Source organism: Formivibrio sp. oc-25 (assembly GCF_055810895.1).
Window position 1 is genome coordinate 41,452 of sequence record NZ_JBVVOL010000017.1, and the last position, 14,757, is coordinate 56,208.

Genomic DNA, 14,757 nt, shown 5'->3' on the forward strand with positions numbered 1-14,757 from the left:
CAACGCACTGGGTGCGAGTCGACTGGATACCGGCCTGCGCCGGTATGACGATCAAGCAGTAGCAGCTTCCTTGGCCTTGCCCACGATGGATTCGTCTTCCACTTCCATGATGCCGAACTCCATCAGCAGCTCTTCCAGATCTTCCATTTCCAGCGGCGTCGGGATCACGAACTTCTTGTTCGCCATCACCTTCTGGGCGAGCGCACGGTATTCATCGGCCTGCTTGGCATTCTTGTCGTATTCGATCACGGTCATGCGGCGGATTTCGGCGTGCTGCACCACGTTGTCGCGCGGCACGAAGTGGATCATCTGGGTGCCCAGACGCGCGGCCAGCGCTTCGATCAGTTCGTCTTCGCGGTCGGTCTTGCGGCTGTTACAGATCAGGCCGGCCAGACGCACACCACCGGACGTGGCGTATTTCACGATGCCCTTGGCGATGTTGTTGGCGGCGTACATGGCCATCATTTCACCGGAAACCACGATGTAGATTTCCTGGGCCTTGTTTTCGCGGATCGGCATGGCGAAACCGCCGCACACCACGTCACCCAGCACGTCGTAAAACACGAAATCGAGGTCTTCGTCATAGGCGCCTTCTTCTTCAAGGAAGTTGATGGCGGTAATCACGCCGCGGCCGGCACAGCCAACACCCGGCTCCGGGCCACCCGATTCAGCGCACTTCACGCCACCGAAACCCACCTGCAGCACGTCTTCCAGCTCCAGGTCTTCCACCGAGCCGGCATCAGCGGCCAGTTGCATCACGGTGTTCTGCATCTTCGAGTGCAGGATCAGGCGGGTGGAATCGGCTTTCGGATCGCAGCCGATGATCATTACTTTCTTGCCTGCCTCAGCCAGGGCAGCTACCAGGTTTTGCGTGGTGGTGGACTTGCCGATCCCACCCTTGCCGTAAATCGCGCATTGACGAATGGCCATGATATAAACTCCTTTCAGTTGAACTCGGGTTGACGGCCGCTGCGCTGATTTGCTTGCCGGCCCGCCACGCCTCCTTAGTCGCAAATGGCGTGCCAGTTTGGTTGTGTGAAAATAAGATATTGAAAATAAAAGAGAATATTCATGGAGAAGGCAAAGTGTGGCAGTGTCGCATCCGACAATGACCCTGATCGCTGTCGGGTCAGCGACAAAGCACACAACCCCGACAACCCGACCTTGCCTGCCAGCGCCCGTCTGCCGATCAATCGTTGCAACCTGCCGGCGGTGATCCTGGGCAGCTTTACTTTTCAGCAGCACCCCTCGCGCCTGGAAATCGACGGCGTGGCCGAGCTGCATCGCGAGTTTTTTTCCATCCTTTCGCATTGGGACGATCCGGCCGATCGCTGCCGCATGTTTCATCAGTACATGACGGAAAGCTTCCGTCTGGATTCGCTGGAAGATGCCGGCTTGACCGACTCCATCAAGAAAAACCGCGGCAAGCTCAACTATCTGAAACTGATCCGTGGCTGGCACTTCAATTCGGATCAGGTGGAAGGAGCGGTGCTGAAAGCCTGGGTGGAATCGCGCTTTGGCCTGATGCCGCGCTATCACGGCGCGCCCATTCGCGATCTTGCCGACGAGGCCTACCAGCACTACCTGGCGCAGCGTGTGGCTGGCCTCTACAACACCAATGCACTCGAAGCCCAGCTCGATCTGGTCTACACCTTCACCCAGTTCGAACTGGCTTGTCGCTTTCCCGACAAAACACATTTCCACCTGTACCGTGGCGTGAATCGCTGGCAGGCACATGAAAAGCTGGGGCACAAGGATGGCCAGACGCTGGTACTGCTCAACAACGTGAATTCATTCAGTGCCGATGCGGATCGGGCCGGCGAATTCGGCGATACCGTTTTTGCCACCGAAGTGCCGTTTTCCAAAGTGATCTGCTGCGCCGACGTGCTGCCGGGCAAGTTGCAGGGAGAGGGCGAGTGGCTGGTGATCGGTGGGGTGTATGGCGTGAAGGCCAAGTGATTGCCAGATGCATAAACTGATGCGGCGGGTGCTTGTTTTGCTGTTCTGGCGTTGCCTGGCGCTGGCGAGTGTGGCGCTGGGGCTGGTCGGTATTGCCGTCCCGGGTCTGCCGACCGTACCGTTCCTGCTGCTGGCGGCCTGGGCTGCCGGACACGGCTGGCCGCAGCTGGAAGCCTGGCTGTTGGCGCACACGCATTTCGGTCCACCAATTGCGCGCTGGCGCGAGCGTGGCGCAATCCCGCGCCGGGCCAAGTGGTTGTCCTCGCTGATGATGCTGGCCAGTGCCGTGATTCTGCTGTTCTCCAGCCTGGCATGGTGGTTGAAGCTTGCCGTGCCAGCCGTGATGCTTGGCGTGGCAATCTGGATGTGGAGGCGCCCGGATGCTTGAGAACCTGTGCACGATCTTACTGCGAAGCCGTGATCGGGGCTCATGTGCTGCTCAAAACACCCAAAAGGTGCTTCCTGCGGGGCGTCCTCATGTACTCCCTGTACATTCCGGTTTTTGCGCTGCGCTTCGCCCCGCTGACAGCTTCTCGCCACAGATCGTGAGCAGGTTCTGAAAATCTGAGCCGTTCGCGGGATTTCAAAAGACGTTAGATGTCAATGCGGGGTATCATCCGCGCTGCCGTATGCAAGGTATCGAAGCATGTATTTGTGTACTTTTCCGAACCCACGGAGATAAAAATCAAAATGACAATCGCAAAAATCATCTATACCCAGACCGACGAAGCACCCGCACTGGCCACCGCATCGCTCTTGCCGATCGTGCAGGCATTTACCCAGTCGTCCGGCATCGCGATCGAGACGCGCGACATTTCGCTGGCTGGACGCATCATTGCCGTTTTCCCCGAATACCTGAGTGAATCGCAGCGCATTGGCGATCATCTGGCCGAACTGGGCGAGCTGGCCAAGACGCCGGAAGCCAACATCATCAAGTTGCCGAACATCAGTGCCTCTATCCCGCAATTGAAGGCAGCGATCAAGGAACTGCAAGCACAGGGCTACAAGCTGCCGGATTACCCGGATAGCCCGGCCAATGACGAAGAAAAATCTATCAAGGCTCGTTACGACAAGGTCAAGGGTTCTGCCGTGAACCCGGTCCTGCGCGAAGGCAACTCCGACCGCCGTGCGCCGCTGTCAGTGAAGAACTATGCGCGCAAGAATCCGCACAAGATGGGTGCCTGGAGCGCCGATTCGAAATCGCATGTTGCCCACATGAGCAGTGGCGATTTCTACGGTAGCGAAAAATCCGCGCTGATCGCAGAGGCTGGCAGCGTGAAGATCGAACTCGTGGCCGCCGACGGCAGCGTGAAGGTGCTGAAGGAATCGACCAAGGTACTCGCCGGTGAACTGATCGATGCCTCGGTCATGCGCAAAAATGCACTGCGCGAATTCATCGCCGCGCAGATCGAGGATGCCAAGCAGTCTGGCGTGCTGTTCTCGGTGCACCTGAAGGCCACCATGATGAAGGTATCCGATCCGATCATGTTCGGTCACTTCGTTTCGGTCTACTACGCTCCGGTGCTGGAAAAGCACGCCCAAACGCTGACACAGCTCGGCTTTGATCCGAACAATGGCGTGGGCGATCTGTACGCCAAGATTGCCAGCTTGCCGGCCGAAAAACAGGCGGAAATCCAGGCCGATATCGCGGCGCTGTATGCCAGCCGCCCGGCGCTTGCCATGGTGAACTCCGACAAGGGCATCACCAACCTGCACGTACCGAGCGACGTGATTGTCGATGCCTCGATGCCGGCGATGATCCGCGATTCCGGCAAGATGTGGAACGCCGAGGGCAAGCTGCAGGATACCAAGGCCTGCATCCCGGATCGCTGCTACGCCGGCGTTTACCAGGTCGTGATCGACGACTGCAAGAAGCATGGCGCTTTCAATCCGGTGACCATGGGCAGTGTTCCCAACGTTGGTCTGATGGCACAAGCCGCCGAGGAATACGGCTCGCACGACAAGACTTTTGAAATTGGCACAGCCGGCACCGTGCGCGTTACCGACGCCGCAGGCAAGGTGTTGCTGGAGCAGGCCGTCGAAGCCGGCGATATCTGGCGCATGTGCCAAGCCAAGGATGCGCCGATCCGCGACTGGGTGAAACTCGCCGTCAGCCGCGCGCGTGCATCGAACACGCCGGCCGTGTTCTGGCTTGATCCGCAGCGTGCCCACGATGCGCAACTGATCACGAAGGTGCAAACCTACCTCAAGGATCATGACACCAGCGGGCTGGATATCCGCATCATGTCACCTGAAGCCGCCACCCAGTTTTCGCTTGATCGCATCCGCCAGGGGCTGGATACCATCTCGGTGACCGGCAATGTGCTGCGCGATTACCTGACCGACCTGTTCCCGATCATGGAGCTCGGCACCTCGGCCAAGATGCTCTCGATCGTGCCGCTGATGGCGGGTGGTGGCCTGTTTGAAACTGGCGCCGGCGGTTCGGCACCGAAGCATGTGCAGCAATTCGTGGAAGAAGGTCACCTGCGCTGGGATTCACTGGGCGAATTCCTGGCGCTGGCTGAATCGCTCGATCATTACGGCAATGTCACCGGCAACGCACGCGCCAAAGTGTTCGCCAAGACGCTCGACCAAGCCAACGGCCTGTTCCTCGACAACAACAAGTCGCCGGGTCGCAAAGTGGGTGAGTTCGATAACCGCGGCAGCCATTTCTACCTGGCGCTGTACTGGGCGCAAATGCTGGCTGCGCAGACCGACGATGCAGAGCTGGCTGCGCAGTTTGCCCCGCTCGCCAAGGCGCTGACCGAGAAAGAAACTCAAATCGTGGCGGAAATCATCGCCGCCGGTGGCAAGCCGGTGGATCTGGGTGGTTACTACCACGCCGATCCGGCCAAGGTGGCTGCTGCAATGCGCCCGAGCCCGACCTTCAATGCCGCGCTGGCACTGCTGGGATAATCCGGCCAGATTGCTCGCTTAAAAATATTCCGGCTGTTTATATGAATGCCGCTCCCTGATAGAGGGGAGCGGCATTTTTGTTACTGCACTGATACGGTCGGGCGATGGGTGAAAAATTCAGTTTGTTTGATTGTCGGCCTGGTCCAAACGGTTCAGGTGGCGGTAGATCGTGGTTTGCGAGCAGCCCATGGCATCGGCGACCTGTTTGATTGCACCCTTGAGCAGGAAATAGCCCTTGGCATGCAGCTCTTCAATCAAGTCGGCGCGCTCGCGCTTGGACAACTGATGCGCTTCCTTGCCCCGCTGTTTCAGCGCCTGGTTGAATACGTCATCGGTGAGTTCCGAGAGTGAACTCTGGAAGCTTTCGTGGCTGCCGGCCGCCTGCGTGGCAGCATCGAGTTTGGTCTGGCTGAAGACGAAATTATTGCTGACAAAGGCATCGGGATGACAAAGCCGCAGAATGTTGCTGCTGAGTTCACGATAGCGGCTGTCGTCGAAATTGATGCACAGCAGCCCCACCAGTTTGCCTTCGCCATCCTTGATATAAAAGGTGGACGAGCGCAGCAGCTTGCCGTTGGCGGCAATACCGGTGTAGTTGCTGCGGAAATCCTGCGTTTCATGGTCGCCGCTGGCAATCGCCTGCAAGGCGGCCGAAGTCAGCGGTGCGCCGATGGTGCGGCCGCTGATGTGGCCGTTGGCAATCGCGATGACGGAATTTTCACTGCTTTGCACATCGTGCAGCACGACCTCGTAATCCGGCCCGAGAAGTTGTCCCAGAAATTCGGTGAGCTTGATATACGTCCTGACCCAGGGTGCAGGCATGTGAGTAACCTTTAGAAAGAGTAAGCGCCTGCCTGACCAGCGGGCCTGCAGGCGTTTGATTATGCGGTGCCCAGGCCAATCAGGGCAAACGGGCAATCACCTCGATTTCCACCTGTACATCGCGCGGCAGGCGTGCCACTTCCACGGTGGAGCGGGCCGGCTTGTGCGCGCCGAATGCTTCGGCATAGACCGCATTGAGCCGGGCAAAATCATTCAGATCCTTCACGAATACCGTGGTTTTGACCACGCGGCTCAAGTCGGTGCCAGCTTCGGCCAATACGGCACGCAGGTTGGCAAATACCTGGCGGGTCTGCGCTTCGATATCGCCTTCGACCAGCTTGCCCTCGGCCGTCAGCGGAATCTGCCCGGAGCTGTAAAGCCAGCCATCCACCACGATGGCTTGCGAGTAGGGGCCGATGGCGGCAGGGGCATCACTGGTGTTGACGATGGCGAGCGTCCCGTTTTGGTGCGATTGCAAAGAGTTTTGCATGGTCTGAAATCCTTTTTTCATAAGCTGCGCTTGCTATCCCGATTGCGCTGCAAAATGGTGCGCAATCAGCCGGTTTTGCACATTATTGGTGATTAATTTTCATTTTAAATTTAAAAATGAAAAATTATTGACGGTATTTTAGGGTGGTGCTACAAATACTGCACTTGATTGACGATAAATTCGTTGCAAGTGAAAAAATTTTATCAAAATTAGCGCGCTGTCCGCCAGTCGCGCATGCTGGCAGTTTTTCGCTTCTGCCTTGTTTGCCAGGCAAAGCCTCTGCCCGCTGCCGATGACCGGGGTGCCATGTCAACCCAGCAAGGAACATTGCCATGGCAATCAAATATATTCCAGAACCCTTCCGTATCAAGTCCGTTGAACCGCTGCGCATGCTGACGCAAGCCGAGCGGGAGCAAAAAATCAAGGAAGCCAATTACAACCTGTTTTACCTGCGCGGCGAGGATTGCTACATCGATCTGTTGACCGATTCCGGCACCGGCGCGATGAGCCAGGATCAATGGGCCGGCATCATGCGCGGTGACGAAGCGTATGCCGGTGCATCGAGCTATTACAAGCTGCTGGAAGCCGGCAAGGATATTTTCAATTACGGGTATATCCAGCCGGTGCACCAGGGCCGCGCCGGGGAAAAGGTGCTGTTCCCCTTGTTGCTGGGCAAGGGCAAATACGCCATTTCCAATATGTTCTTCGATACCACGCGCGCCCACGTGGAAATGGCCGGTGCCCGTTGTATCGATTGCGTGGTTGAAGCCGCCAAGGATCCTTCGCGCCGCGTGCCGTTCAAGGGCAATATGGATGTCGAGCGCATGGAGCAGTTGATTGTGCAGCATGGTCCGGAAAACATCGGCCTGATCGTGCTTACCATTACCAACAACTCGGCCGGCGGCCAGCCGGTGTCGATGCAGAATATCCGCGAAGTGTCGCTGGTTGCCAAGAAATACGGCATCAAGCTCAATATCGATGCCGCCCGCTATGCTGAAAATGCCTTCTTCATCAAGCGCGACGAACCCGGCTATCAGGACAAACCGATCAAGGACATCGTGCGCGAGATGTTCAGCTATGCGGACATGTTCACCATGTCGGCCAAGAAGGATGCCATTGTCAACATGGGCGGCCTGCTGGGCGTGAAGCATGCCGATGATCCGATCATCCTCAAGCTCAAGGCCAACTGCATTTCCTATGAAGGTTTCTACACCTATGGCGGCTTGTCCGGCCGCGATCTGGAAGCGCTGTCCATCGGCCTGTATGAAGGCATCGACGATGACTACCTGAGCTACCGGATCGGCCAGCTCGAATACCTGTCGGCCAAGCTGGATGCCGCCGGCATTGCCTACCAGTCCCCGGTGGGTGGCCATGGTGTATTCATCGATGCCAAGGCCATGTTCCCGCAAATTCCGTATAACGAGTTCCCCGGTCAGGTGCTGGCGATCGAGCTGTACAAGGAAGCGGGTATCCGCACCTGCGATATCGGTTCCTACATGCTGGGCAACCATCCTGATACCGGCGAGCAGTTGTGTGCCAATTTCGAATTTACCCGGTTGGCGGTTCCACGTCGGGTCTATACCCAGGCGCACTTTGATGTGATGGCCGATGCGCTGATCGAGATCAAGCAGCGCGCCGCCTCGATCAAGCGCGGCTATCGCATTACCTGGGAGCCGCCGATTTTGCGGCACTTTCAGGCCCATCTGGAGCCCATTGTTTAAAACAAGCTGGAGCTAACAAGTGCGCGTTTGGCCCTGCCCGGATTGGTTGATTCCTTGCCTGAGCAGGGCATTTTTTTGCGCCAATAACAAGAATTCCGCCTGAAAACATGCTTTTTACCCGTGTGCAACCAGCCATTTCGAACGGGTAGTTTGAAATAATCACGCAACAGGAGAAATCATCATGTCACAAGACAACAAGGAACATCTGGCGCGCGGCCTGAAAAACCGCCATATCCAGATGATTGCACTGGGCGGTGCCATCGGCACCGGATTGTTTTACGGTTCGGCCGCATCGATCAAGCTGGTCGGCCCTGGCATCATCGTGGCCTACATGATCGGCGGCTTTATCATGTACATGATCATGCGCATGATGGGTGAGATGTCGACGCAGGAGCCGGTCGCCGGCGCCTTCAGTCACTTTGCCTACAAGTACTGGGGCCGTTTCCCCGGTTTTCTGGCGGGCTGGAACTACTGGTTCCTCTACATTCTGGTCAGCATGGCTGAGCTGACGGTGGTCGGCATCTATGTCGCCTACTGGTTTCCGGATTTCCCGGCCTGGGCCACGTCATTGAGTGTGCTGGTGGTCGTCACACTGCTGAATCTGGTCAACGTCAAGGTCTATGGCGAGCTGGAATTCTGGTTTGCCATCGTCAAGGTGGTGGCGCTGATCGGCATGATTTTGCTGGGACTGGGGCTGATTTTCTTCGATCTGGGCGGGCCGGCAACCGGCATCAGCAACTTGTGGGTACACGGTGGCTTCTTCCCCAACGGCATGCATGGGCTGCTGCTGTCGCTGGTGGTGGTGATGTTCTCGTTTGGTGGCACCGAGCTGATCGGCATTACCGCCGGTGAGGCCGATGATCCGAAAACCAGCATTCCGCGCGCGATCAAACAGGTGATGTGGCGGATTTTGCTGTTCTATGTCGGCTCGCTGGCGATCATGATGATCATCTTCCCGTGGAATCAGGTCGGTATGGAGGGCAGCCCGTTTGTCACGATCTTCTCCAAGCTTGGCATCAGTTCCGCAGCCCACATTCTCAATTTTGTGGTGCTCAGTGCAGCAATCTCGGTTTACAACAGCGGCATCTATAGCAACAGCCGCATGCTGATGGGGCTGGCAGAACAAGGCAATGCGCCGAAGATTTTCATGAAGCTCAGCGGCAACAAGGTGCCATTCGTGGCGATCCTGTTCTCGTCGGCCATTACCCTGATCGTGGTGGTGATCAATTACCTGGTGCCCGAGGGTGCATTCATGCAGGTGATGGCGGTGGCGACCATTGCCGCAGTCATTACCTGGATCATGATCGTGCTGGTGCACATGAAATTCCGCAAGGCGCAACACGAGGAAGCCCTGTTGTTCAAGGCACCGCTGTTTCCATATATCAATTATGTGTGCGTCGCCTTCCTGGCGATGATCGTGGTGCTGATGACGCAGATGCCGGAAATGGTGACAGCCGTTTACATACTGCCAGTGTGGCTGGGCCTGCTGTATCTGGGCTATCGCCTGAAACGCCGCAACGATGCCGCGCTGGCAGGGACGCCTGCCATAGCGACCCGCCAATCCTGATGCCTGATACCCGTCTGACCAACAAAGGAGAAACAACAATGAAAAAAGTAACGATCCGCACACAGGTGGCCGCGCTGCTGCTGGCTGGCAGCATGGCCACCCCCGCCCTGTTTGCGGCAGAGGCCAAGTTAGAGATCAACGAGCAGCGCATGCTCAATGATTTCCTGGAATACACCAAGGTCCGTTCACAAAGCACCAAGGAACGCGCATTTGCCGATGTCTTGAAAGCGCGCCTGACAAAACTCGGTGCAGAAGTCAGCGAAGACGAAGCGCACAAGGCTTTCGACGGCAATACCGGCAACATCTTTGCCTATTTCAAAGGCAGCATTCAGGGTGCACCGGTGATGATGCTCAATGCGCATATCGATACCGTGGAGCCCAGCGAAGGCGTGGAACCGAAGATTGTCGATGGCGTGATCCGGGCATCCGGCAAGACGATTCTGGGCGCGGATGACAAATCCGGCGTGATGGCCATTCTGGAAGCGCTGACCACTCTCAAGGAAAAGAACATTCCGCACGCCGATATCCTCGTGATCCTGACCGTGGCGGAAGAGCGCGGCATGTGGGGTGCCAAGAACATCAACCAGGCCATGCTGAAGAAGGCCGACTTTGGCATTTCGATGGATGGATCGAGCGAAACCGGCGGCATTTTCTACAATGCGCCCGGTGCCAACATCATGAAGATCACGGTGGAAGGCCGGGCCGCGCACGCGGGGCAGGCACCGGAAAAGGGGCTGAATGCCATCATGCTGGCCAGCAAGGCAATTGCCGATCTGAAACAGGGCCGGCTGGATGACGAAACCACGGCCAATGTCGGTACCATCCAGTGCGGTGTGGCCACCAATGTTGTCCCAGCCAAGTGTGAATTGATGGCCGAGGCGCGCAGCCGCAGCAAGGAAAAGCTGGAACGCCAGACCGCCTACATGAAGGACGCCTTCATCAAGGCGGCAACGGACAATGGCGGCAAGGCCGACGTAACGGTGACGCCGGTCATGTCCGCCTACCTGCTGGAAAAGGATTCCCTGCCGGTCGTGGCCATGAGCAAGGCGGTGGCCCGCATGGGCGGTACGCCGCAGTACAAGCAATCCGGCGGCGGAACCGACGCCAACTTCTTCAACGCCTACGGTGTGCCGACTGCGATGGTGGCGGTCGGTGGCGGCGCCAACCATACGCCGGAGGAATACATCTCGGTAGCCGAGTTGCACAAGGCCGGCAATCTCGTGCTGACCCTGATTCAGGAAGCGGCGCAGTTGAAGAAGTAAGCTGCTGAAGGGAAGTTGTTTCGGTGGTGGAGGAAGCGTGGGCTGGCCGGGCGTTCGCCCCGGCTGCCGAGCTTCTTTTCCACGATCTTTGCGATGCAGGTTGGGCAGCGCGATGCGAAGCCCAACGATTTCAAAACATGTTGGACTTCATTCTGCCCAGCCTACACTTTTTCTATCCATCAGTGCTAGCCAAGGGACGTGGCCTACACCCGCAACAACGCCTCACGCCCCGGTAGCCAGCGTTCCAGATGTGCTTCGGCGATCTGGGGCGCATTTGCCAGTAGATCCTGCGCTACTTCGCGCGCGGCTTCCAATAGATCGACATCGGCTTCCAGATCGGCAAAGCGCAACATCGCGGCACCGGATTGACGCATGCCGACGAGCTCGCCGGGCCCGCGGATGCGCAAGTCCTGGCGGGCGATCTCGAAACCATCGGTGGTTTCTCGGATCACCTTCAGGCGCTCCTTGGCGGTTTCACCGAGCGGGCCGGCATACAGCAGCACGCAGGCGGATTCATGCTGGCCACGTCCAACCCGGCCGCGCAACTGATGCAATTGCGATAAACCCATGCGCTCCGCATGTTCGATCACCATCAGGCTGGCATTGGGCACGTCCACCCCAACCTCGATCACCGTGGTGGCCACCAGCACCTGGATTTCATTCTTCTGGAATGCGGCCATTACGGCGGCCTTCTCCGCTGGCTTCAGGCGGCCATGAACCAGGCCGACGGCAATCCCCTCAAGTTCCTCGGTAAGTTGCGCATGGGTATCCACCGCAGTCTGCAATTGCAGCGCTTCGGATTCCTCGATCAGCGGGCAGACCCAGTAGACTTGCCGGCCCTCATGCACCTTGGCGGCGATGCGGCTGATCACTTCATCGCGCCGGGCATCGGATACCAGCTTGGTGACTATCGGTGTGCGACCCGGTGGCAGTTCGTCGATCACGCTCACATCCAGGTCGGCGTAGAAGCTCATTGCCAGCGTGCGCGGAATCGGCGTGGCCGACATCATCAGCTGGTGCGGGCTGTTGCCCTTGCTGCGCAGCGCCAGTCGCTGTGCCACGCCGAAGCGGTGCTGCTCGTCGACGATCACCAGGCCCAGTCGCTCGAATGCCACATCCTGCTGAAACAGCGCATGCGTGCCGACGATCAGTTGTGCACGGCCTTCCACTGCATCGGCAAGCGCAGCCTTTTTATCCTTCGATTTCAGGCTGCCGGTCAGCCACGCTACCCGGATATCCAGCGGTTGCAGCCAGTCGGCCAGTTTTTTGAAGTGCTGCTCGGCCAGGATTTCTGTCGGTGCCATAAGGGCTACCTGCCAGCCGGCTTCAATGGCCGCGCAGGCGGCCAATGCCGCGACGACGGTCTTGCCCGCGCCCACATCGCCCTGCAGCAGGCGCTGCATCGGGTGTGGCTGGGCCAGATCGATGTTGATCTCGGCCAGTACTTTCTGCTGGGCGCGGGTCAATCCGAAGGGAAGGGTGGCCAGCAATTGTTGTGACAGCACACCTGCCGGCGCGATAACCGGGGCATTCTGTTCGCGCCGTAGCGCGCGTGCCATGCGCAGGCTCAATTGCTGCGCCAGCAGTTCATCGAATTTCAGCCGACGCCAGGCCGGGTGGCTGCGTTCGCGCAGCAGCACCTGCGGTACGTCTGGAGGCGGGTTATGCAACAGACGCACGCTCTGGGCAAAGTCGGGCAGGTTGAGTGGATCAATCATGCTGGCCGGCAGGGTGTCGGCCAGGTTGCAGGTCTTGAGTGCCAGCGCGATGGATTTGATCAGCTGGAATTGCGGCAGGCCGGCGGTAGTCGGGTAGACCGGCGTCAGCGATTCATTCAGCGTGCTGTGTTCGCCGACCACGCGGATCTTCGGGTGCACCATTTCATCACCCCAGAAACCGTGACGAATTTCGCCAAACAGGCGCACGCGTTTGCCGGTTGCCAGTTGCTTGGCCGCACTCGGGTAGAAGTTGATCAGCCGAACCACCAGCGTGCCACTTTTGTCGGCAATCCGGGCAACCAGTTGTTTGCGTGGCTTATATTGGATTTCACAACTGGCCACTTCACCTTCGACCAGCACCGGTATCGCGGAAGGGGCATCCGCGATCGGGTAGAGGTGGGTTTCATCCTCGTAGCGCAATGGCAGATGCAAGACCAGATCAAACGGGCGATGGATGCCGATCTTGGCGAACTGGGTTTTGAGTTTGGGCGTGAGCGCGGCAAAGTCCATGCGTCGATACAACCTAGAACGATCGTTCTTGTTGCGCCACTTTAGCGGGTTTGGCCCGAGATTGCCAGCAAAGCGTGTTGGCCACAGCAGGATGCGATGTTATTTTTAGTCATTGAAATACTAATATGTTAGTATGTTATTATTCGATGCGTGCAGCGGATCGACTAGAACAAGCGCATGCACAACGAATTTTTTGATCGAATCCCTTGAGGAGAAGCCAATGAAGATTGTTGACGCAAAAGTGATTGTCTGTTGTCCGGGCCGTAATTTTGTCACCCTGAAGATCACCACCGACGAAGGCGTGGTGGGCTGGGGGGATGGCACGCTGAATGGCCGCGAACTGTCGGTAGCCAGCTACCTGCAGGACCATGTCTGCCCGCTGCTGATCGGCCGTGATCCGCAGAAGATCGAAGACACCTGGCAGTATCTGTACAAGGGTGCTTACTGGCGTCGTGGCCCGGTGACCATGTCCGCCATTGCTGCCGTCGACATGGCGCTGTGGGATATCAAGGGCAAACTGGCCAACATGCCGGTGTACCAGTTGCTCGGCGGCGCCTCGCGCGAAGGCGTCACCGTCTACAGCCATGCCACCGGCCGCGATATTCCGGAAACGCTCGATGCCTTCGCCAAGTACAAGGAAAAGGGCTTCAAGGCCATCCGCGCCCAGTGCGGCGTACCGGGCATGAAGTCGGTGTATGGCGTATCCAAGGGCGGCGCGTATGAACCTGCCACCAAGGGCTGGCCGGAAGAACAAGTCTGGTCGACCGAGAAATACCTCGACTTCGTGCCGAACCTGTTTGCCGCGATCCGCGAGAAGTTCGGCTTCGACACCCACCTATTGCACGACGTGCACCACCGCCTGACCCCGATCGAAGCCGCGCGTCTGGGCAAATCGATCGAAGACTACCGCCTGTTCTGGATGGAAGACCCGACCCCGGCCGAGAACCAGGAAGCGTTCCGTCTGATCCGCCAGCACACCGTTACACCAGTTGCCGTGGGCGAAGTGTTCAACTCGATCTGGGACTGCAAGGACCTGATCGAAGAACAACTGATCGACTACATCCGCATGACGATTACTCATTCAGGTGGTATCACCCACATGAAGCGCATCGCCGATCTGGCCGCGCTGTACCAGGTACGCACCGGCAGCCACGGCCCGTCGGATCTTTCCCCAGTCTGCATGGCTGCCGCGCTGCACTTCGATCTGGCGATCCCGAACTTCGGTATGCAGGAATACATGGGTTACCACGCCGAAACGCTGGACGTGTTCAAGGTCAACTACACCTTCGACGACGGCCTGATGCACCCGGGCGAGCTGCCGGGCCTGGGTATCGATTTCGACGAAGAGCTGGCGAAGAAATACCCGTACGAACCGGCTTACCTGCCGGTCGCACGCCTCGAAGACGGCACCTTGTGGAACTGGTAAGGAGAATTTGATGGAAGCCAAGGCATGCGTATTGCATGAAGAAAAAGACCTGCGCATCGAGAATGTGCCGGTCGCAGAAATGAAGGATGACCAGGTACTGGTGCGCATCGGTGCCGGCGGCATCTGCGGCTCTGACCTGCATTACTACCTGCATGGCGGATTTGGCGTCGTGCGCGTCAAGCAGCCGATCGTCCTGGGTCACGAAGTGGCCGGTACGGTCGAAGCGGTCGGATCGAAAGTGACCAAGGTCAAGGCTGGCGATCGCATCGCGCTGAGCCCTAGCCGTCCGTGCGGCAAGTGCAAGTTCTGCCAGGCCGGTGAGCATCAGCATTGTCTGGATATGTGGTTCTACGGCAGTGCCATGCG

The 14,757-nt window shown here is 58.0% G+C and carries 12 protein-coding genes; 8 read left to right on the top strand and 4 right to left on the bottom strand.

Annotated elements, in window-relative coordinates; genetic code table 11:
* Positions 1-51: 51 nt before the first annotated feature.
* Positions 52-930 (bottom strand): nitrogenase iron protein, encoded by an 879-nt coding sequence (gene nifH / locus AC0KVQ_RS11810; RefSeq protein WP_473421362.1) that lies wholly within the window; start codon positions 928-930, stop codon positions 52-54.
* A 141-nt stretch (positions 931-1,071) separates the two neighbouring features.
* Between nifH and AC0KVQ_RS11815 the strand changes: the two genes are divergently transcribed.
* The 3 genes from AC0KVQ_RS11815 (at position 1,072) to AC0KVQ_RS11825 (ending at position 4,875) form a co-directional block, all read left to right on the top strand.
* On the top strand, positions 1,072-1,959 hold the full coding sequence (locus tag AC0KVQ_RS11815; RefSeq protein ID WP_473421363.1) for an NAD(+)--dinitrogen-reductase ADP-D-ribosyltransferase: 888 nt from the start codon (positions 1,072-1,074) through the stop codon (positions 1,957-1,959).
* A gap of 7 nt (positions 1,960-1,966) precedes the next feature.
* Positions 1,967-2,347 carry a YbaN family protein gene (locus AC0KVQ_RS11820; RefSeq protein WP_473421364.1) on the top strand — a complete coding sequence of 127 codons (381 nt, stop codon included), beginning with the start codon at positions 1,967-1,969 and terminating at the stop codon, positions 2,345-2,347.
* Positions 2,348-2,649: 302 nt separating this feature from the next.
* A complete protein-coding gene (locus tag AC0KVQ_RS11825; RefSeq protein ID WP_473421365.1) occupies positions 2,650-4,875 on the top strand; it encodes an NADP-dependent isocitrate dehydrogenase in 2,226 nt (741 codons plus the stop codon).
* A 117-nt stretch (positions 4,876-4,992) separates the two neighbouring features.
* On the opposite strand, the gene AC0KVQ_RS11830 is transcribed toward AC0KVQ_RS11825, so the two are convergent.
* Both AC0KVQ_RS11830 and AC0KVQ_RS11835 read right to left on the bottom strand, forming a co-directional pair.
* The gene (locus AC0KVQ_RS11830; protein WP_473421366.1) at positions 4,993-5,697 is read right to left on the bottom strand and encodes a helix-turn-helix transcriptional regulator; all 705 of its coding nucleotides are present in this window, start codon (positions 5,695-5,697) and stop codon (positions 4,993-4,995) included.
* 79 nt (positions 5,698-5,776) lie between these two features.
* On the bottom strand, positions 5,777-6,187 hold the full coding sequence (locus AC0KVQ_RS11835; protein ID WP_473421367.1) for a RidA family protein: 411 nt from the start codon (positions 6,185-6,187) through the stop codon (positions 5,777-5,779).
* Positions 6,188-6,519: 332 nt separating this feature from the next.
* Between AC0KVQ_RS11835 and AC0KVQ_RS11840 the strand changes: the two genes are divergently transcribed.
* From AC0KVQ_RS11840 to AC0KVQ_RS11850, 3 genes are all read left to right on the top strand, one after another.
* Positions 6,520-7,908, top strand: coding sequence for a tryptophanase (locus AC0KVQ_RS11840; RefSeq protein WP_473421368.1), 1,389 nt, complete (start codon positions 6,520-6,522; stop codon positions 7,906-7,908).
* Positions 7,909-8,089: 181 nt separating this feature from the next.
* Positions 8,090-9,475 (top strand): amino acid permease, encoded by a 1,386-nt coding sequence (locus tag AC0KVQ_RS11845; RefSeq protein WP_473421369.1) that lies wholly within the window; start codon positions 8,090-8,092, stop codon positions 9,473-9,475.
* A 38-nt stretch (positions 9,476-9,513) separates the two neighbouring features.
* The gene (locus AC0KVQ_RS11850; RefSeq protein WP_473421370.1) at positions 9,514-10,737 is read left to right on the top strand and encodes a M20/M25/M40 family metallo-hydrolase; all 1,224 of its coding nucleotides are present in this window, start codon (positions 9,514-9,516) and stop codon (positions 10,735-10,737) included.
* A gap of 203 nt (positions 10,738-10,940) precedes the next feature.
* Here the strand turns inward: AC0KVQ_RS11850 and recG are convergent, their stop codons facing one another.
* On the bottom strand, positions 10,941-12,977 hold the full coding sequence (gene recG / locus AC0KVQ_RS11855; protein WP_473421371.1) for an ATP-dependent DNA helicase RecG: 2,037 nt from the start codon (positions 12,975-12,977) through the stop codon (positions 10,941-10,943).
* A gap of 208 nt (positions 12,978-13,185) precedes the next feature.
* On the opposite strand from recG, the gene manD reads away from it, so the two are divergent.
* Together manD and AC0KVQ_RS11865 are read left to right on the top strand one after the other, a co-directional pair.
* Entirely contained in the window at positions 13,186-14,391 is a 1,206-nt protein-coding gene (manD, locus tag AC0KVQ_RS11860) for a D-mannonate dehydratase ManD (RefSeq protein WP_473421372.1), read from the top strand.
* Positions 14,392-14,401: 10 nt separating this feature from the next.
* On the top strand, positions 14,402-14,757 hold a 356-nt coding region (locus AC0KVQ_RS11865; RefSeq protein WP_473421373.1), incomplete at its 3' end, for an alcohol dehydrogenase catalytic domain-containing protein.

What these genes read in the sequence shown, in the direction of transcription:
- nifH (WP_473421362.1), bottom strand. Translation starts at nt 930, where the DNA reads ATGGCCATTCGTCAATGCGCGATTTACGGCAAGGGTGGGATCGGCAAG.
- AC0KVQ_RS11815 (WP_473421363.1), top strand. Translation starts at nt 1,072, where the DNA reads ATGGAGAAGGCAAAGTGTGGCAGTGTCGCATCCGACAATGACCCTGAT.
- AC0KVQ_RS11820 (WP_473421364.1), top strand. Translation starts at nt 1,967, where the DNA reads ATGCATAAACTGATGCGGCGGGTGCTTGTTTTGCTGTTCTGGCGTTGC.
- AC0KVQ_RS11825 (WP_473421365.1), top strand. Translation starts at nt 2,650, where the DNA reads ATGACAATCGCAAAAATCATCTATACCCAGACCGACGAAGCACCCGCA.
- AC0KVQ_RS11830 (WP_473421366.1), bottom strand. Translation starts at nt 5,697, where the DNA reads ATGCCTGCACCCTGGGTCAGGACGTATATCAAGCTCACCGAATTTCTG.
- AC0KVQ_RS11835 (WP_473421367.1), bottom strand. Translation starts at nt 6,187, where the DNA reads ATGCAAAACTCTTTGCAATCGCACCAAAACGGGACGCTCGCCATCGTC.
- AC0KVQ_RS11840 (WP_473421368.1), top strand. Translation starts at nt 6,520, where the DNA reads ATGGCAATCAAATATATTCCAGAACCCTTCCGTATCAAGTCCGTTGAA.
- AC0KVQ_RS11845 (WP_473421369.1), top strand. Translation starts at nt 8,090, where the DNA reads ATGTCACAAGACAACAAGGAACATCTGGCGCGCGGCCTGAAAAACCGC.
- AC0KVQ_RS11850 (WP_473421370.1), top strand. Translation starts at nt 9,514, where the DNA reads ATGAAAAAAGTAACGATCCGCACACAGGTGGCCGCGCTGCTGCTGGCT.
- manD (WP_473421372.1), top strand. Translation starts at nt 13,186, where the DNA reads ATGAAGATTGTTGACGCAAAAGTGATTGTCTGTTGTCCGGGCCGTAAT.